Here is a 19,076-nt window from a genome sequence, read left to right on the forward strand (position 1 = left end):
ACGAACTATATATACATGTTCGCCGACTATTGGAATAGCAATAAAAACGCCATTAATCAGGTGATATTTGAGATTTAGTACTGGAGTTGTTATTATCCCCCGCGTTATTTTATTTCGTGGTCTAATTACTTTATTTTTAAAGACCATTTCGTTTTTACTTTTCGATTAAAAGTATTACAAGAGCAAAACATTTGAGCATCAATTCGGATAACACATTAAATAAATACAGTATTGAAACAACGGACTATCAGGTTGGTCAGGACAACGTCCAAAAATGGGGTTTCGATATACATAACCGCGTATTCGGGATCAGCGCAGGCCTTATTCTTATCTTCCTTTCCACACTCCTCATCGTCGATCCAAGCACTTCAAAAGAAATGCTAAATACCCTGAAAAGCAGCATCATTGAAAACTTTGATGTTCTCTTCATGTGGTCAACCAACTTTTTCGTCCTTTTCTCTTTGGCACTAATGCTGTCGCCGCTCGGTAAAATCCGTATTGGCGGCAAAGAGGCCAAGTCAGAGCACTCCAGAGTTTCATGGCTGGCGATGCTGTTTGCCGCAGGTATGGGTATCGGACTGTTGTTCTGGGGTGTTGCTGAACCTACCGCTTACTTTACTGACTGGTGGGGCACGCCATTTAATGTAGAACCATTAACCCCTGAAGCTAAAACATTGGCCATGGGGGCAACTATCTTCCATTGGGGTATTCACGGCTGGTCAATCTATGCGATTGTCGCGCTCGCGCTGGCATTTTTCACCTATAACAAGGGATTGCCGCTGTCGCTTCGTTCTGTGTTCTACCCGATCTTTGGTGACAGAGCCTGGGGCTGGCTAGGACATGTCGTCGATGTTATGGCAGTACTGTCGACCTTGTTTGGTTTGGCGACTTCGCTGGGATTGGGGGCAATGCAAGCCACCAGTGGTATCAACCATGTATTTGGTACTGATGGCGGTATCGGTATGCAACTGGCTGTCGTTATCTTAGTGACTTTAATTGCTATTGGCTCTGTTATTCGTGGCATCGATGGCGGCGTTAAAGTGCTGAGTAATATCAATATGCTATTTGCATTAGCCTTGCTGATATTCGTTACTTACGTCAGCTTTGATATTGTAATGGCGTCGATTCCAGACACATTAATGGCCTATGTGAACAATGTCATTGGCCTCAGCAATCCGCATGGTCGGGAAGACACAACATGGATGCACGGTTGGACCGTATTCTACTGGGCATGGTGGATTTCATGGTCACCTTTTGTCGGTATGTTTATTGCCCGAATCTCTAAAGGCCGCACAGTACGTGAATTCCTGTTTGCCGTGATTTTTATTCCAACATCGATGACCATCATTTGGATGGCTGTCTTCGGCGGTATTGCGCTCGATCAAGTCGCCAATAAGGTGGGTGAGCTGGGTGCTAATGGCTTGACTGATATTTCACTCTCTCTGTTCCATGTATACGATGCTCTACCATACGGCTCTGCCATTTCGATTCTTTCGGTTGTGCTGATATTGATCTTCTTCGTGACCTCATCGGATTCAGGTTCACTGGTGATCGACAGCATTACCGCTGGCGGCAAGATAGATGCACCGATCCCTCAGCGCGTCTTCTGGGCAACTGTAGAGGGCGCTATTGCAGCAGTCATGCTTTGGGTTGGCGGTAAAGAAGCGCTGCAGGCATTACAGTCCGGCGTCGTTGCTACTGCATTACCCTTCACCTTTGTGCTGTTACTAATGTGCGTTAGTCTGATTAAAGGGCTGAAAAGCGAATACGCGTTATACCGATAACGGCGATATATAGAGAAAACCAGTAACACACAGTAATATCATGACCGGCCTTAACCCAATGTTTGAGGCCGGTTTTTTATTACTTCAGAAAACCCATTAGTTACACAAAAGATTAAATAAAGGGGTAGTCAGACTCTGCCTCCATTTCGTCGATGTGAAAATCATCTCATTGCCAACATTTTTCGATTAGATTCGTGGTAACCACATTCCCATTGAAGCAGCGAAAATACCGCAGGCCATACCAAGAGAGAGTACAACTAAGCTTAAAGACATCACCATCTTATACTTTGGATTTTTACTGTCTGATGCAGCAAAATACAGTTGAGCGACAGCAAGCGGAAGCAGGTACTGAGCAAAGCCCAAAAAGCTTAAGAATGGCCCTTCGAATGTCTTAGGATCAAACCCTACAGGTGCCTGATGGACCATTAACCATAGCATCAGTCCAATACGAAAAAACCATACCCCTCCCATAACGATAAACAACCTTATTGCCCAACGTCTATGGGTTTTAATATCTCGCTTAATCGCGTTATATACCGCCAGCCCTGCAAATACCATGATTAAAATGGCGTTTAAACTGATGCTGTACTTACCAATCTCACCGCCTGCAACGCCGCGACTCCACACCATAAATAAACCACCCAGACTTAATATAAAAGCGGTTAGAATATAGATCCGTCCGTTAAAGCGGTGAAACTTAGGCGCATAAGATCTTATTTGGGGAATAAGTTGTAACGGCCCACCAATGAGCACCACCAAGGCTAAAAACAGATGCATTCCTACCGCTAAGTTACCTATGGTGTCACCAGCAATATAACCGTGTGGCATCACCTTATTCCACTCTGCAAGATCTCCGGAAAAGGTTGCCCCACCATAAAAAATGGCCACATAGGCAGCAAAAATCCATTGCCCCATGACCGTCACTGCAAACCATAATTTCGCACTATGACCAAGCCAATGCCTATTCGTTGAATTATGACTTTTCCCATCTACCGCTATTGTTCTGATTATTGCAGCTTCGCTCATTCCTATCCCCTTGGCGTACCTTAAAAGTTAACAATTTTTATTTAACACATCGTTAACAGCAAAAGTTATGCCAGAAATATAAGAGCTATAAATCAATGCATTACCCAAAGCGTCATCTCAAAAGATAATATATTCACTGAAAATCAGTCAATATGGCGATTAATATGGCATCGAATAAGAATGGTCCATTCCCCTAAACTGAGACATTAAATAAGTAGGTTCTGCAATAAATAGCGCGGAGAGAGTCTGATCCAGTCCTTTTAACGAGATACTGAAGGAAAGTTTACTCTGACCCGCCCTATTTTGATTAGCTTAAAACAGATCTTCTAGCCACTTCTTGGTCAGGCCAATACTGAGCATAACCTTAAGTTTTATCAGTGCCATGGTATCACCAGACTCCAGTGCAGTTTCGCCGCAACGCGGATCTGAGCGCTGCAATGCACCAGTCATTTTATGGTCGATTGGGATCGGTTCACAACCGTGTCCCGACTCACAAATAAAGTCCCACTTCTCTTTAGCGGGCACATGACAAGTGAAGCAGTTGCCATCAAAGCGATTCACTACATCAACAAAACCACGCTTTGCAATTTTAGAACCACTTTCATCAACTTCTAACTCAAAAAACTCCCAGTCACTGGTTGCCGGAAAAGTGCCAGGTTCACGCTTGACCATAACTTCGGTTGGTACCAGTTGCACCACAGATCCTGTCGGATATATCGCTCCCTCAGGTGAATTAGCGGCGGCCAGAGTCCCGTTAATGTCTCCCAACAGATTATCTACGTAAAAGTGGCGCACTGGCGTCATGTCGCGTATGCAGCTAAAACTTGTTTCATCAATATTTACAACGGCAGGTTCAGATTCAGGCGTTGTCGCGGCAGTGCTCGCTGTACTGCAAATCAGTGTAATGAACAAAATCATCGCACGTTGGCCATTAATTAATTCTGCTTTCATGGTGTTCCTTATTGTTAAAGCTTAAAAGATGAGCCAGATTTAAAATCTGTTTTACTACAGGCATTCATTGAACTGCCTGTGATCCTTTACTGCTGTCGGATTGAATGTATATTTCGAGCAATTCAATTGCGCGCAATATTATTGCATTTATTTACTCATGACAAGTCTATGCTGGATAAACTTGTTAAAATAAACGCATTTGCTCAAGGCAAACCACTAAGCCAATTATAGTCTCAGCATCTTAAGCTCATCAGGGATGATAAGAGGGTAACCTTTTAAAAGTTTGGGTCAGAGTAAACCTATGTTTTGCCCTCTTCTCTCCAATATCTAATAAACACCAACCCAAAAAACCTTACTCCGATCCTATTGCCCTTTGGACACTTTAATAAGAGTTAACGTTTACTCAGTCCCCACTTTTATCATCTTATCATTCACTTAGCAGTAGATTTATGGGTACTGATACGAGTATTATTGTCTGAATTATTATCAAGTTATGTATGGATGCTGTTGATAAATGATTCTTAAAACTAAGTCACCTCAAAACGCCCAATCGCCACAAGCTATAGCAGGCCTCAAGCAAGAACAAAATGTCGCCTTTTTTCTACGCCGTGCCTTTAAAGATCATCCCGAAGTGCTGGTCATTAATGACTTTAAGTTCAGCTTCAATGATGAAACCGCGCAGATCGATCACTTAATCGTTTACCCCTATGGCTTTGTACTTATTGAATCAAAAAGTATTAAAGGCCATGTAAAAGTAAACAAGCAACAAGAGTGGACTCGCAGCTATAACAGCAAGTGGCAAGGCATGCCCTCACCCATCAAACAAGTTGAGCTGCAACAAGCCCTGCTTAAAGAGCTACTCAATCATCATAGACTTGAGGTGTTAGGGAAAATGCTCGGCCTGAAACAAGGTTTTAGTGGGCGTTGCTGGGATCATCTTTGCGTAGTATCAAGTGATGCGATCATTGATAGACAAACCATGCCTAAAGCTGTTTCAGACAAATTAGTAAAATCAGAGTTTTTGGTCGATAAAACCAAAGAAATCATGAATCTAAAAAATAAATTTATGCGAGTTATAAGTATTGCGGATTCTAGACCTTACTTTAATCAAAAAGAACTCGATTCAATTGGTCAATTCATTATTAACCAACATATTGATAGTAATAATCAGACAGCTGAAATAGACACGAAAGCCACTGCCATAACACCAACAGCCGCAAGTGTTATCCAGCCAATACATGCTCCTGTAGCACAAGCACTACAGCCTCTAGAGCAACCCGATATTCCAACTGACACCACAACTGATATACAGATAACGTTATGCTGTAAACATTGCGGAGAATCAAACAACATCACCCCAATGTATGGCAAGTTTGGTTATTACATAAAATGTAATCAATGCACGAAAAACACGCCGATGAAACAGGCCTGCCCAAAGTGCCAAAGCAAGAATACCAAGGTAAAAAAACAAAAAGAGACCTACACGCTGAACTGCCAAGAGTGCAGCAGCGGGAGCTTGTTGATTTAATGCCTAAGGGGGAATGTTACTCTGACTCTCTTTTTACAGTTTATCGGCAGCATAAGTGGTTAATTAAAGAAAATGGTTCCAATAGCCTGTGGCAAGCGCATGCGCAGACGCTGCTGAGACTCGCTGCACCTCTTTATAAAAGAAAGGGTCCTTGTAAGCTCAACGAAAACATCTGACCTCCAAGGATGGATGGAATGCCGTATTCTGTCTGGAACAGAATTGGCCATGTTTTCGACGGCCTCAGCCGCATCTACACTGATTTAGAAAGCGGTAACTGCTGACTATGGAGTTATAAATAGGAATACATACTCAGTAACTTTGATCATTGTTAAGGCATCGTCATTTTATCTGGGATAGTATAGAAAATAGATTAGTTACAAGCGCTAACGGACTAAGGGAATTGAATTAGATGCTCATGGAAAGAGGGACCATTGTTCGTTGGAACAGTGACAAAGGCTTTGGATTTATCAAGCCAGATACAGCCAATGCCGGAGATGTGTTTATTCATATCTCAATACTAAAACAAATGGAAAGGAAGCCCATTGTAGGCGACCAAATCAACTATCACGCCGAGTGGCAAAGTGATGGCAAGATCAAGGCCGTAAAAGCCAATATCGAAGGCGTGGCCGTTATCGCGTCCAACCAAAACAGAAAAACCAAAACACAGCACACTGCAAGACGCCAGCACCAGCGTAAGCCATCAAGCGGATTACTCATCCCACTTTTAGTCTTACTCGGCCTCGGCATATTTGGCTTTAAAAAATATGAAGAGATGACCGCAACGCCCGTACTCACCAATAAAGACATTGAGCAGATGAAGTTCAACCCGGTACAGAACTTCCGCTGTGAAGCAGGAAAAGCACACTGCAGCCAAATGCGATCATGTGATGAAGCCACTTTCTACATCAAAAACTGCCCAGGCACAAAAATGGACGGTGACCACGACGGTGTACCATGTGAAAGGCAGTGGTGTAATTAACAGTTAAAGAGTTTGGGTTAAAGTTTACTCTGACCCCACTTTTTTGTGACCCCACTTTTTCTGACCCCACTTTTTATTTTACCTATCTCATTATTTCTGTGTGCCTTTTTGTGGGGATTCGTCAGACTCTGACCCCACTTTTTACTTATGGGTTCTAAAATCGGAAACTTGAGGCTATCGAGTAACCACATTTATTACAATGCTATCAATTTTTAAATTAAATCTTACTCTATCTTGATTTGATTAGCAGACCCAATTTATTTAAATCAATTTTTAGTGTTATTAAAACAGCTAGTCTATGCTTACGCGTGGTGAACATTTCTCTAAAAAATCAGATAAGGACTATCTATGGTTTACAAGAAATTATGTGGAGTTTTTCTTTTATGCATAACGGTTAACGATGCATGGGCAGTTAACTTAACAAACCCTACCACATCAAAGGGGCAAAACTGCGTATCGGTAAAAACTCTAGATATAAAACAAGTTGAGTCAGAATTATATAATGTTGATGTAGAAATTATTGGTCATTGTATTGAAAAAATGAATGTGAAGGTATGCCCTTCACAATCTAAAAGTGGGTGTGAATTTCACGTATTACCAAGTGGAGCAAGAATAAAAACCGAGCTAAGCACCAAGAATGAGATACCAGATGTTTTTTATCAATGGGGGTTTTACGAAACAAGCCCGACTCCCAACTCTAAGGCTAGAGCTCCCAATTGGAATTTTATCGAAGCTTCCTATTTATCAGCTGATGTTGATGGTTTTGATCAAGATATCAAGCCAAAGGGTTATGGCGTGATAGGGTCTGCATTACTAGGAAAGAATGTAATTTTGAGTGCTAGCTACAGTACAATTTCAGAGGATGTTGTAATAATAGACTCAAATATAGATGCCACTCTAAGCCTAGCCTCCGCAGGTATTGGATATCGTTTTGGAGCCAGCGATACAACAGACTTATTCGTCATGGCATCATATCTATATGTAGAATTCGAAGGCTCTTACGACGGAAATAGCGGTTCTTATGATGATAATGGCTACGGGTTGAAGCTTGGTGTCCGTTCAATGTTAACTGAGTCTTTTGAAGCTATTGCTACTATCGAACGTGCCGAGATAGACAGTGAATCAGAAACCGCTTTTGCGGTGTCGGCTTATTACCATTTCAATAAACAGTTGGCTATCGGAATTGGCTATTCAGCAGCAGATGATATCAATATGTATAGTGGTAACTTAAGGCTATCATTCTAAATAATATTATCGTTATTAGGGCAAAGAAAACTTATTACTTTGCTCTCGATTTTGTACAAATACAAATAAATTGGGGTCAGAATAAACTTTACTCTTTGCCCCTCTTCTCTAAAAATAAATTGAAAAATAAATTGGGGTCAGAGTAAACTTTATGCTTTTCCCTTTTTCTCAAATATCGATTAACCCAATTCCAAACCTCGCCACTCACAGAGTCCAATCTCCCCCGTTGTAAATTTTCGCTTCTCAGGCCATTTCGTCGAGGCGCTGAGGGATTGACTCTTATGAACTCTTAGCAAATGCAATGGAGCGGGGACAAGCGCTTTACCCCTTGGCTCTGCTCTTTACAACAGAATGGGCGAAGCGCCACAGCTTTAAACTAATCTGCAGACATAAAAAAACCGATACTGTTAAGTATCGGTTTTCTTTATTTGGCTTTAGCTTTTGAGCTATAGACCGACAACGTATTTTACGTAGGATAAATTGATTATGACAAGGCGCCTTGAGCGACGCGTAGTCTTTCTTACGCGAGCGAATGGCAACGCAGTAAGAATCAATTTAGACCAGTAAAATTACATCATGCCGCCCATTCCACCCATACCGCCCATACCACCCATATCAGGTGCACCAGCTGATTCTTGTGGCGCATCACACACCATAGCTTCAGTAGTGATCATTAGGCCTGCAATAGATGCAGCGAACTGTAGTGCACAACGGGTCACTTTAGTTGGGTCAAGGATACCCATCTCTAGCATGTCGCCGTAAGTGTCGTTACCCGCGTTGTAACCATAGTTACCAGTGCCGATCTTCACGTTGTTAGCAACAACTGAACCTTCTTCACCCGCGTTAGTCGCGATTTGACGAAGCGGTGCTTCCATAGCGCGTAGTGCGATAATCACACCGTGCTTCTGGTCTTCGTTAAGCACTTCAACTTCACCAATTTTGCTTGCTACACGTACAAGTGCAACACCACCACCAGCAACAACACCTTCTTCAACGGCTGCGCGAGTTGCGTGTAGTGCATCTTCTACACGTGCTTTCTTCTCTTTCATTTCAACTTCAGTGGCTGCGCCAACCTTGATTACGGCTACGCCGCCTGCAAGTTTAGCCATACGCTCTTGAAGTTTTTCTTTATCGTAGTCTGAAGTTGATTCTTCAGCTTGGATTTTGATTTGTGCAACGCGTGCTTTAATTTGAACTTCTTCACCGTTACCATCAATGATAGTGGTGTCATCTTTAGTGATGATAACGCGCTTTGCAGTACCCAAATCTTCTAGAGTCGCTTTTTCAAGCTCTAGACCAATCTCTTCAGCAATAACAGTACCGCCAGTTAGGATAGCGATATCTTGTAGCATTGCTTTACGACGATCGCCAAAACCAGGGGCTTTAACAGCAGCGACTTTAACGATACCGCGCATGTTGTTTACCACTAATGTGGCTAGCGCTTCGCCTTCAACGTCTTCAGCAACGATAAGCAGTGGCTTACCTGTTTTAGCTAGACCTTCAAGGATAGGAAGCAATTCACGGATGTTTGATATTTTCTTATCAACCAACAATATGAATGGCGTTTCTAGTTCAATACTGCCCATTTCTGGGTTGTTGATGAAGTATGGTGATAGGTAACCACGGTCAAACTGCATACCTTCAACAACATCTAATTCGTTCTCTAACGCTTGGCCTTCTTCAACAGTGATAACGCCTTCTTTACCAACACGCTCCATCGCTGTTGCGATGATGTCACCAATTGATTCGTCAGAGTTAGCAGAGATAGTCGCAACTTGTGCGATAGCTTTAGATTCTGAACACTCTTGTGACAGTGTCTTAAGTTCAGCAACTGCAGCGATAACCGCTTTGTCGATACCGCGCTTAAGATCCATTGGGTTCATGCCAGCAGCAACGGCTTTTAGGCCTTCTGTCACGATAGCTTGAGCAAGCACGGTAGCAGTAGTAGTACCGTCACCCGCAGCGTCATTGGCTTTAGAAGCAACTTCTTTCACCATTTGAGCGCCCATGTTTTCGAACTTGTCAGCAAGTTCGATCTCTTTAGCGACTGACACACCATCTTTAGTGATAAGTGGAGCACCGAAGCTCTTGTCTAGTACTACGTTACGACCTTTTGGGCCTAAAGTTACTTTTACTGCGTTTGCTAGTACGTTAACGCCTGCAAGCATTTTTACGCGTGCATCGTTACCAAATAATACGTCTTTAACAGCCATTTTTAATTGTCCTTTAAATTCTGTTTAAATTACCGATGTGTCCTCTAAGCTCGAGCAACACATCAGCATTGAAAAATGTTTAAACGAAGTGGTTTAACTCACAACAGCCATTAGATCAGATTCTGAAAGGATCAGCACTTCTTCACCATCAATTTTTTCTTTCTTAACGCCGTAACCTTCGTTGAAGATAACCATGTCACCCACTTTTACGTCAAGTGGCTGAACTGAACCATTTTCAAGAATGCGGCCATTACCTACAGCAAGAACTTCACCGCGTGATGATTGCTCAGCAGCACTACCTGTTAGTACGATGCCACCAGCTGACTTTGATTCAACTTCTGAACGTTTAACAATGACACGATCATGTAATGGGCGAATATTCATCGATGGATGCTCCTAGTATTTTGGTCGCCAGCGCTTATTGCTGACTATTAAAGATTGTAACGATATTGGTTGTTTTCACCTCTGTGAAAACAAAAATCTCGCTTGATGTTCGAGATATGGGGGTAAAGGTCGACAGTTCCAAGCCCCATTTATAAAATAAATCTGTTTATTTTAACTCTGTTTTATAAATATTGCGGCAATCCTGATAGAATTCGCCGTCCAAGCATAGACTAGGCAACACTTCCCTATGAAAGACAGACACGGGCTGCTAACACAGCCAATTGGTCGTGTACTGCTAAATATGAGCCTCCCAAACCTGATTGGTATTCTAACCATTCTCGGGTTCAGCCTCATTGACACTTTTTTTATCAGCCAGTTAGGCACCGAATCCCTAGCGGCAATCAGCTTTACTTTTCCTGTAACCTTAATCATCGCCAGTATCGCTATTGGCATTGGCGCAGGAGTTTCCACCAACTTAGGCCGCCTTATAGGCAGTGGCCACGCTGATAAAGCCAAGATTTTTTTGCATGACGCGCTACTGTTAACCTTCTTGGTAACTGCGGTTATCTCGCTGCTTGGCAGCTTGTGTATTAGTCCGTTATTTAGCTTGCTCGGCGCTAACCAAAACAGCTTACCGCTGATCCATGACTATATGTTTACCTGGTATCTCGGTGCGCCATTATTGGTGTTGTTGATGGTGGGTAACCAAGGCCTACGCGCGACGGGGGATACCCACTCGCCGGCTAAAATAATGATGTTGGCGGCGCTGATAAACCTGATTCTGGATCCGCTGCTTATTTTCGGTATTGGGCCTTTCCCACGCTTAGAAATTCAAGGCGCTGCCATTGCCACGGTGGTCTCTTGGATAGTGGCGCTGTCGTTATCCACTCATCTACTGATTTTTAAGCGTCACTTAGTCGAGTTTGCTGAGTTTAATCTCGCCAGACTTAAGTGTAATTGGAAGCAACTGGCGCATATTGCCCAGCCTGCAACCTTAATGAACCTATTAAACCCAGTCACAAATGCCATTATCATGGCGATGCTGGCACGTATCGACCATAGCGCCGTCGCCGCCTTTGGCGCGGGCACTCGATTAGAGTCGGTGATGTTGATTGTGGTCATGGCGTTGTCGTCAAGCCTGGTGCCATTTGTGGCGCAGAACTTAGGCGCAGGGCAAACCGCTCGTGCCCGTGATGCATTGCTGCTTTCACTCAAGTTTGTATTGTTGTTTCAAACCCTACTTTATCTGCCGCTATTCTTTTTAGCCGAGCCTTTAGCACAATTGTTCAGTAGCGACCCACAAGTGATTGAGTGGTTGAGTTTTTATATTTTGGTATTACCTGCCGCTTACGGCCCTCTCGGCGTTGTTATCTTGGTGGCGACCACGCTCAATGCCTACCATAGACCCATGAGTTCACTGGTATTAAATATCTGCCGTTTGTTTTTAATCATGCTGCCATTGGCAGCTCTGGGCTCTTATCTGGGCGGCGTAAAGGGCTTGCTGCTCGCGCTACCGATCACCAATGCGTTGATGGGACTGGCTTGCTATATTCTGGCACGTCGAATTTCAGAACCTGAACTCGCTCCAATAGCACACTAAAGGACACCCGATGCTGGCATCAAAACAGATTTTTAGCGATGAAGATTTTAGCGATCAAGATCTGCAAGATGCCCATTTTGAGCATTGTGAATTCCATCACTGCCGCTTTAACCATGCCGACCTAACCGATGCGCGTTTTAGCCATTGTAAATTTGTACGACAAGGCGAAGATGAGGGCTGTGATTTTAGCTACGCGACGTTAACCAGCGCCAGCTTTAAACACTGTAATTTGAGCATGACCCTGTTTAAGGGTGCCCGCTGTTACGGTATTGAGATGCGCGAGTGTAACTTGCAGGGGAGCGACTTTAGTCGGGCTAGCTTTGCCAATTACATTACCCCTAAAAGCTATTTTTGCTCTGCCTATATCACCGCTTGTAACTTGGCTTATGCCGACTTAAACAGTGCATTGCTGGAAGAGTGTGAGCTATTTGATAATCGCTGGCGCGGGGCTAACCTCACTGGCGCGTCGATGAAAGGCAGCGACTTAAGTGGCGGCGAGTTCTCCCCTGAGCAATGGGGCACCTTTGAGCTTAAAGGGTGTAACCTCACCCGAATTGAACTCGACGGTTTAGATCCGCGCAACGTTGGGCTTGAGGGCGTGATCATTAATCAATGGCAACAGGAGCAATTACTGGCACCATTGGGGCTGATCGTCACGCCTGATTGAAACCCCTGGTTAAGTATGCGCGTGGGTTAGATAGCGCCGCGTAATCTCTCTTCCCTGCCACAACCCTTACCTGAATTACAACGCTTGAGTGCCGCCATCATATGATCGATAAATCGCTGACTGGCTAAGCTAATAAAACGTCTTGAGGGATATACCAAGTAGCACTTACCTATATCATGTATTCTACATCTTCAAACGGTCTTAAATCCAGGACTTGATAGCACCGCGTAGTCTCTCTTCCCTGCCACAACCCTTACCTGAATTACAACGCTTGAGTGCCGCCATCATATGATCGATAAATCGCTGACTGGCTAAGCTAATAAAACGTCTTGAGGGATATACCAAGTAGCACTTACCTATATAGGGCGCTACATCTTCAAACAACATGGTGAGTTCACCACGTTCGACATAATCACGCGTCACTTCTATCGGGAGGAAGGCGATCCCACGGCCGGCTAAGCTCGCTTCTAAACAGAGTTGAAGGCTATTTAGGCACAGGTTGCCTTTGACGGCTATTTTCATATCATTGCCGAAGGGAACTTCATTAAAAATTCGGCCGTTAGGGTAACGGAAAAGAATGGAGTTATGCTTCTCTAGATCTTCGGGAAGCAAGGGTGTGCCTGCCTTTGCCAAATAGTCGGGACTGGCGACGAAATGTAATTCTTCGGTGAGCACTTCCCGAGCCACCATCTCACTTTCGTTAAAGGCGTCTTCAATCATGAAAGCGAGATCGATATTATTACGGATCATATCCTGCGGTTCAGTACTCACAATCAGCTCAACGGTAAGCTCAGGGTTATGATCCATAAACTCGAAGATACCACTGGCAATATCGAGCAACTCAGGCACTGGGAACATAAGAATGCGTAAGTGGCCTCCAATCTCGGCTTCCGTATCAGTCAGCTCCACCATTGTCTGCTCAAGTTCGCCAAGAATAGATAAGGTCTTATCGTAGAAATGACTCCCCGACGCCGTTAATGTCATAGAGCGACTCTGACGATGAAACAATTTCACATGCAGATCCTCTTCTAAGCTCTGCAAGCGGCGACTCACGGTCGATTTAGGCAGGTTCAACAGATCTGCCGCATCCACTAAACTGCCTGTTTCTACGATACGATGAAACAAGGCAATATCTTCAGTTTTCATACTCTCTCACTACAAATTCGCGGCACATTCACGGCACACTCTACAGGGGCTGTACGGCGTCACGCTGGGCGAATAGCTCAAGTAAATAACTTAAGTAAAAGCGCAGCCGACAAGCACATTTGATCAGTAACATCTTTAACAGCAAAGATCATGCACACGATTAGCATTTACAATCAAGGTTAAATAGTCTCACTTTATGGAACTCACACTCCCATTCATTCCCGTTTTGTTCAAAATTAGATACTGTTATCTTAGCCGTCATTAATACTATTTGTCGCACTTATGGAATTCGGTTTATGAAGCACCTCCCCCAAACATTCATCCTTGTTATGATCGCAGCCATATTCTCGGGCTGCAGCGCAGAATCAACTGAAGCTGCACCGCAATCAATAAGGCCCGTGAAGTTATTGGAAGTCACCGATATTAATGCCGCTTCTATTCGTGTTTTCCCTGCTAAAGTGGCCGCGACTAAGCAGGCCGACTTGAGCTTTCGCGTCTCTGGTCAGTTAATTGATTTTAATTTGGTCGAAGGTCTACAGGTAAAAAAGGGGGCGACTCTGGCTCAATTAGATGACAGAGATGCCCGCAACACTTTGCTTAATCGGGAAGCGGATCATGAGTTGGCTACCGCCGATTATAAACGTAAGGGCGAATTACTTCGCCGTCAGCTGATCTCACCTGCCGATTACGATCTTGCTAAGGCGCAATTAAAGTCAGCCACCGCTGCCCTTGCTAATGCCCGAGATCAGTTAAGTTACACCCGCTTACTCGCACCTTATGACGGCACAGTGGCTAAAATTTCTATCGACAATTACCAGATGATCCAAGCCAATCAGTCAGTGTTAGTGTTGCAGAAAAATCATCATATTGATGTCGTCATTCAGGTGCCTGAATCAATGGCGAATAAAGCTATCGCATTTAATCCCAATGCCAAGTTTCAGCCACAGGTGCGCTTTAGCACTCAATTGGATAAAAGCTATCAGGTCAGCTTGAAAGAGCATGCTACCCAAGTCACCCCTGGCACCCAGAGCTATGAAGTGGTCTATACCCTACCCAATCCGACGAACATCAACATCCTTCCCGGTATGAGCGCCGAGCTAACATTGGACCTATCACTGGGCAATGAACTCAGCAAAACCGTGGTGCCAGCAAGTGCAGTGATGAAGCGCGATCAAGATGGCGAGAACATCATCTGGCTCTACCATGCTGATACTGGCAGTGTGACGCCACAAATTGTCACCCTCGGCCGTGTCACTACCCATGGCATTGAAATTTTAGAGGGACTAAGCCTAGGCGATCAACTTGTGGTCGCTGGAGTGCAATACCTATCAGCCGAACAAAGCGTTAAACCACTGCGTTGGCAGCGTGGCGTATAACCCCTGATGACACTGGAATTAGCTTTTATGTTTCTCTTTCGCCTGCAAGGATTTAATCTGTGAATTTTGCTCAATATTCAATCGAACATAAAGTCATTAGCTGGATGTTCGCCCTATTACTGCTCGTGGGGGGCAGTATTTCATTTCTTGGCTTAGGTCAGCTCGAATTTCCGGAATTCACTCTTAAACAAGCACTTGTGGTTACCGCTTACCCCGGCGCCTCACCCGAGCAGGTAGAGGAAGAGGTCACCTTAGTCCTTGAAGATGCCATACAGCAACTCGATGCCGTCAAGCACATAACGTCGGTCAACAGTGCGGGCTTATCTCAGATTGAAGTGGAAATTGAAGAGCATTACGGGGCAGATGAACTGCCGCAAGTATGGGATGAACTTCGCCGTAAGGTGAATGACAACATAGCCTTGTTACCCCCCGGGGTCGCGACCCCTGCGGTTATTGATGATTTTGGCGATGTGTATGGCATTTTGCTCAACATCACTGGCGATGGCTACACCAGCCGAGAACTGCAAAATTATGCTGATTTTCTCAGGCGTGAACTAGTACTGGTCGATGGGGTTAAAAAGGTCAATATTGCCGGTGATATTACTGAGCAGGTGGTGGTCGAAATTTCACCACAGAAGCTCAATGCACTCGGTCTGGACCAAGACTATATTTATAGTCTGATCAATAGCCAAAATGTGGTGTCCAATGCCGGCAGCATCCGTGTCGGCGATAACCGTATCCGTTTACACCCTACTGGCGAATTTAATCACGTTAAACAGATGGAACGCTTGCTGATTAGCGCACCAGGCAGCACTAAGCTCATCTATTTAGGTGATATTGCTAAGATCTATAAAGCCAACGATGAAACGCCAAGTACGCTCTATCATGGTAACGGTGAGTCTGCGTTATCGGTGGGCATTGCATTTTCTAGCGGCGTCAATGTTGTTGATGTGGGTGAGGCCATTAACCAAAGATTGGGCGAACTGGATAACCAACGTCCTATCGGTATTGAACTCTTTAAGGTCTATGACCAGAGCAAGATGGTCGACCAAACGGTCAGTGGGTTCTTAATCAATTTGGCAGAGTCGATTGCCATCGTGATCGGTGTGCTGCTGATATTTATGGGAGTACGTGCTGGTCTGCTAATGGGCTTGGTATTGTTACTGACCATATTAGGCACCTTTATCATGATGAGTGTGCTCAACATTGAGCTGCAGATCATCTCTCTCGGGGCATTGATCATTGCGTTAGGTATGTTGGTCGATAACGCCATCGTGGTTACCGAAGGCATTCTCATCGGCATTAAGCGGGGTTACAGTCGCTTAGAAACCGCGAAACAAGTCGTCAAGCAAAGCCAATGGCCACTGCTTGGCGCGACGGTGATTGCTATTCTCGCCTTCGCACCCATCGGCTTATCTGACACTGCCACGGGTGAATTCTGCGTCTCTTTATTTCAAGTCTTACTGATCTCTTTGTTTATCAGTTGGATCACCGCAATGACATTGACGCCGTTTTTCTGTCATCTAATGTTCAAAGACGGTGTCGTCAGCGATGATGAAAACGATGATCCTTATAAGGGTTGGGTATTTCAGATATACCGTAGCAGCTTAAATACGGCGATGCGCTTTCGCTCTGTGACCATACTGTTGGTTATTACAGCCCTGATAGCCTCAGTCATGGGCTTCGGACATGTGAAAAACGTGTTTTTCCCAGCCTCAAACACGCCAATGTTCTTTGTTGATGTGTGGATGCCAGAGGGCACCGATATTAAGGCAACCGAACACTTACTCGGCCGTATCGAACAAGACTTGATGCAACAGCAACAGCGCCATGATATCGGTCTAGTCAACTTAACCAGTGTTATCGGTCAAGGTGCACAACGATTTGTGCTCTCCTATGCGCCTGAGAAAGGCTATAGCGCTTACGGTCAACTGCTGATAGAGATGACCGATCTTACTCGCTTGAATCAGTATATGCGCATCCTAGAACAGGAGTTAAGCCTTAAATACCCAGAAGCGGAATACCGCTTCAAGTATATGGAAAATGGCCCTAGCCCAGCCGCTAAGATTGAGGCGCGCTTCTATGGTGAAGATCCAAAAGTGCTGCGCCAACTCGCGACCCAAGCTGAAGCCATTTTAGAGGCAGAACCTACGGCAGTTGGTGTGAGGCATAACTGGCGTAACCAGGTGACCTTAATCCGCCCGCAACTGGCCTTAGCACAAGCTCGTGAAACCGGGATCAGTAAACAAGATCTCGATAACTCCTTGCTGGTTAACTTCAGTGGCAAGCAGGTGGGGGTTTATCGTGAAAATAGCCACCTGTTGCCGATCATTGCCAGAGCTCCTGCAGAAGAGCGACTCGACGCCGACAGCTTGTGGAAACTGCAAGTTTGGAGCAGTGAAAACAACGTCTTTGTCCCTGTAAATCAAGTGGTCTCGGAGTTCACTACCGAGTGGGAAAACCCACTGATTATGCGCCGAGATAGAAAACGTATGCTGGCTGTCTATGCCGACCCCATCAATGGAACCGATGAGACCGCCGATTCCGTTTTCAGAAACATCAGAGCTGATATAGAAGCTATTCCACTGCCCAGTGGCTATGAATTGGAGTGGGGCGGCGAATTTGAAACAGCCGGTGAAGCGCAAGTGTCGGTATTCAGCTCAATACCCATGGGCTATTTGGCCATGTTCTTAATCACAGTGTTGTTATTTAACTCTGTACGCCAGCCTTTGGTGATCTGGTTTACTGTGCCTCTCGCTTTGATTGGGGTGGTATCGGGCTTACTGATCTTTGATGCCCCTTTTAGCTTTATGGCACTGCTGGGCTTATTGAGCCTTACCGGTATGATCATTAAAAATGGCATTGTGTTGGTCGATCAAATCAATCTCGAACTCAGCGAAGGCAAAGAGGCCTATCAGGCAGTTGTAGACTCGTCGGTCAGCCGCGTACGCCCTGTGTTGATGGCAGCGATAACGACTATGCTGGGGATGGTGCCACTGCTATCCGATGCCTTTTTCGGCTCAATGGCCATTACCATCATCTTCGGACTAGGCTTTGCGTCAGTATTGACCCTCATCGTACTGCCCGTCACTTATACCTTAATGTTTCGCATTCCTTATCCACATAAAAATGCGAAGTAAGGAGGTTACAACGCATTAAATTAACCCCGTAAATCAATTAAATTAGTACAACAAAAATGCTTCCCGGCAGCTCCGGCTTGACCCATAAATGGGCCAAGCCGGAATACTTTCTGATGTTTGATGAACAAAAGTTTACGAGTAATCGATCAACGAGGCTGTTAATGTAAACAGCTGTTGCTTACTATCATGGTCTGCTTATGAAGCCGCTAATATTCAGAATAATACCTTCCAAGCTGATAATCACCGCAGCATTGCTATCTATCCCCTGCTTATCAAGCGAAGCGATAGCCAATACAGCATTGGATGATAAACCCCAGTTGGAACAACAGAGTGAAGAGTATTCAATTGGCGTAATGGTAAAAGCGATAAATACTGCACTTGAAAATCCATCTAACGACTCATTAGAGATTATTACTCACTACGGCACCGACTCGCGTTATTATGTGATGATAAGAGGCTGGTTGGTACAGGTGCTTAGTGGCGTTCAAAGCCAATATTATGCCAGCCAAGATCGTCATACTCACAAAGCAGCATTAGCAGAAAAAATAGAATTTTTACAGCAAGCGTTACGACGTATAGATCTAGAATAAAGACGCCTGAACCCTCTTAAAAGGCCAGGAAAAGTTCTAAGACCACCTATTAAACCGAATGGGTATAACCATGAAAACCTCAACAAAAGCAGCCTTGTTATCGGCATTTATTTTTCCTGGTGCAGGCCATTTTTATTTAAAGCAGCGTGCGGTAGGCAATCTCATTTTAGTCACGACCATCGCCTCTTTATCCTACTTATGCTGGCATGCCTATCAACGAGCACAGTTAATATCGGAGCAGATCTTCAGTGGAGAAATTCCATTACAGCTTGATGCTATATACAGCGCAGTAACTCAAGCGCCTGTCGGCAATGAAGCGATTTGGATTAACCTTGCTACCGCTGGTTTTATAGTGACTTGGATTATTGGTATTGCAGATGCTTACCGTTTAGGCCGCCGCCAAGATAGTGACTAGCTGTTCGATATAGCCAAATTTGCCAACAAAAA

The 19,076-nt window shown here is 44.5% G+C and carries 15 protein-coding genes and 1 pseudogene; 10 read left to right on the plus strand and 6 right to left on the minus strand.

Annotated features, from left to right (window positions below; all coding sequences use genetic code 11):
* Positions 1-191: 191 nt before the first annotated feature.
* Positions 192-1,784, plus strand: coding sequence for a BCCT family transporter (locus tag CXF83_RS20610; protein ID WP_101093483.1), 1,593 nt, complete (start codon positions 192-194; stop codon positions 1,782-1,784).
* Between the two features lie 186 nt (positions 1,785-1,970).
* Here CXF83_RS20610 and CXF83_RS20615 read toward each other — a convergent pair whose 3' ends face one another.
* Positions 1,971-2,810 carry a DUF2306 domain-containing protein gene (locus CXF83_RS20615; protein ID WP_198553562.1) on the minus strand — a complete coding sequence of 280 codons (840 nt, stop codon included), beginning with the start codon at positions 2,808-2,810 and terminating at the stop codon, positions 1,971-1,973.
* Between the two features lie 312 nt (positions 2,811-3,122).
* Complete coding sequence (locus tag CXF83_RS20620; protein WP_101093482.1) at positions 3,123-3,761, minus strand: hypothetical protein; 639 nt, start codon at positions 3,759-3,761, stop codon at positions 3,123-3,125.
* 514 nt (positions 3,762-4,275) lie between these two features.
* Between CXF83_RS20620 and CXF83_RS20625 the strand changes: the two genes are divergently transcribed.
* The 3 genes from CXF83_RS20625 to CXF83_RS20635 all read left to right on the plus strand — a co-directional run bounded on the left by CXF83_RS20625 (position 4,276) and on the right by CXF83_RS20635 (position 7,513).
* A complete protein-coding gene (locus CXF83_RS20625) occupies positions 4,276-5,289 on the plus strand; it encodes a nuclease-related domain-containing protein (protein WP_101093481.1) in 1,014 nt (337 codons plus the stop codon).
* 415 nt (positions 5,290-5,704) lie between these two features.
* Complete coding sequence (locus tag CXF83_RS20630) at positions 5,705-6,268, plus strand: excalibur calcium-binding domain-containing protein (RefSeq protein ID WP_198553585.1); 564 nt, start codon at positions 5,705-5,707, stop codon at positions 6,266-6,268.
* Between the two features lie 348 nt (positions 6,269-6,616).
* Complete coding sequence (locus tag CXF83_RS20635) at positions 6,617-7,513, plus strand: porin family protein (RefSeq protein ID WP_101093479.1); 897 nt, start codon at positions 6,617-6,619, stop codon at positions 7,511-7,513.
* A 569-nt stretch (positions 7,514-8,082) separates the two neighbouring features.
* Here the strand turns inward: CXF83_RS20635 and groL are convergent.
* Together groL and CXF83_RS20645 are read right to left on the minus strand one after the other, a co-directional pair.
* Positions 8,083-9,726 carry a chaperonin GroEL gene (groL, locus tag CXF83_RS20640; RefSeq protein WP_101093478.1) on the minus strand — a complete coding sequence of 548 codons (1,644 nt, stop codon included), beginning with the start codon at positions 9,724-9,726 and terminating at the stop codon, positions 8,083-8,085.
* Between the two features lie 93 nt (positions 9,727-9,819).
* The gene (locus tag CXF83_RS20645) at positions 9,820-10,110 is read right to left on the minus strand and encodes a co-chaperone GroES (protein WP_101093477.1); all 291 of its coding nucleotides are present in this window, start codon (positions 10,108-10,110) and stop codon (positions 9,820-9,822) included.
* 247 nt (positions 10,111-10,357) lie between these two features.
* Here CXF83_RS20645 and CXF83_RS20650 point away from each other — a divergent pair, with 247 nt between their 5' ends.
* Both CXF83_RS20650 and CXF83_RS20655 read left to right on the plus strand, forming a co-directional pair.
* Positions 10,358-11,710, plus strand: a complete 1,353-nt coding sequence (locus CXF83_RS20650; protein WP_101093476.1) for an MATE family efflux transporter — start codon at positions 10,358-10,360, stop codon at positions 11,708-11,710.
* Positions 11,711-11,720: 10 nt separating this feature from the next.
* Positions 11,721-12,377, plus strand: coding sequence for a Qnr family pentapeptide repeat protein (locus CXF83_RS20655; protein WP_101093475.1), 657 nt, complete (start codon positions 11,721-11,723; stop codon positions 12,375-12,377).
* A gap of 26 nt (positions 12,378-12,403) precedes the next feature.
* Here CXF83_RS20655 and CXF83_RS23025 read toward each other — a convergent pair.
* Positions 12,404-12,547, minus strand: a pseudogene (locus tag CXF83_RS23025) (LysR family transcriptional regulator); the annotation flags it as partial.
* Positions 12,548-12,578: 31 nt separating this feature from the next.
* The gene (locus CXF83_RS20665; protein WP_101093474.1) at positions 12,579-13,523 is read right to left on the minus strand and encodes a LysR family transcriptional regulator; all 945 of its coding nucleotides are present in this window, start codon (positions 13,521-13,523) and stop codon (positions 12,579-12,581) included.
* Positions 13,524-13,819: 296 nt separating this feature from the next.
* Between CXF83_RS20665 and CXF83_RS20670 the strand changes: the two genes are divergently transcribed.
* From CXF83_RS20670 to CXF83_RS20685, 4 genes are all read left to right on the plus strand, one after another.
* On the plus strand, positions 13,820-14,899 hold the full coding sequence (locus CXF83_RS20670; RefSeq protein WP_101093473.1) for an efflux RND transporter periplasmic adaptor subunit: 1,080 nt from the start codon (positions 13,820-13,822) through the stop codon (positions 14,897-14,899).
* A gap of 59 nt (positions 14,900-14,958) precedes the next feature.
* Positions 14,959-18,039 (plus strand): efflux RND transporter permease subunit, encoded by a 3,081-nt coding sequence (locus CXF83_RS20675; protein ID WP_101093472.1) that lies wholly within the window; start codon positions 14,959-14,961, stop codon positions 18,037-18,039.
* 197 nt (positions 18,040-18,236) lie between these two features.
* On the plus strand, positions 18,237-18,629 hold the full coding sequence (locus CXF83_RS20680; RefSeq protein ID WP_101093471.1) for a hypothetical protein: 393 nt from the start codon (positions 18,237-18,239) through the stop codon (positions 18,627-18,629).
* A gap of 70 nt (positions 18,630-18,699) precedes the next feature.
* Positions 18,700-19,044 carry a DUF6677 family protein gene (locus CXF83_RS20685; protein ID WP_101093470.1) on the plus strand — a complete coding sequence of 115 codons (345 nt, stop codon included), beginning with the start codon at positions 18,700-18,702 and terminating at the stop codon, positions 19,042-19,044.
* Positions 19,045-19,076: the final 32 nt, after the last annotated feature.

Origin of the sequence: Shewanella sp. Choline-02u-19, from assembly GCF_002836205.1 — a bacterium.
GTDB lineage: Bacteria > Pseudomonadota > Gammaproteobacteria > Enterobacterales > Shewanellaceae > Shewanella.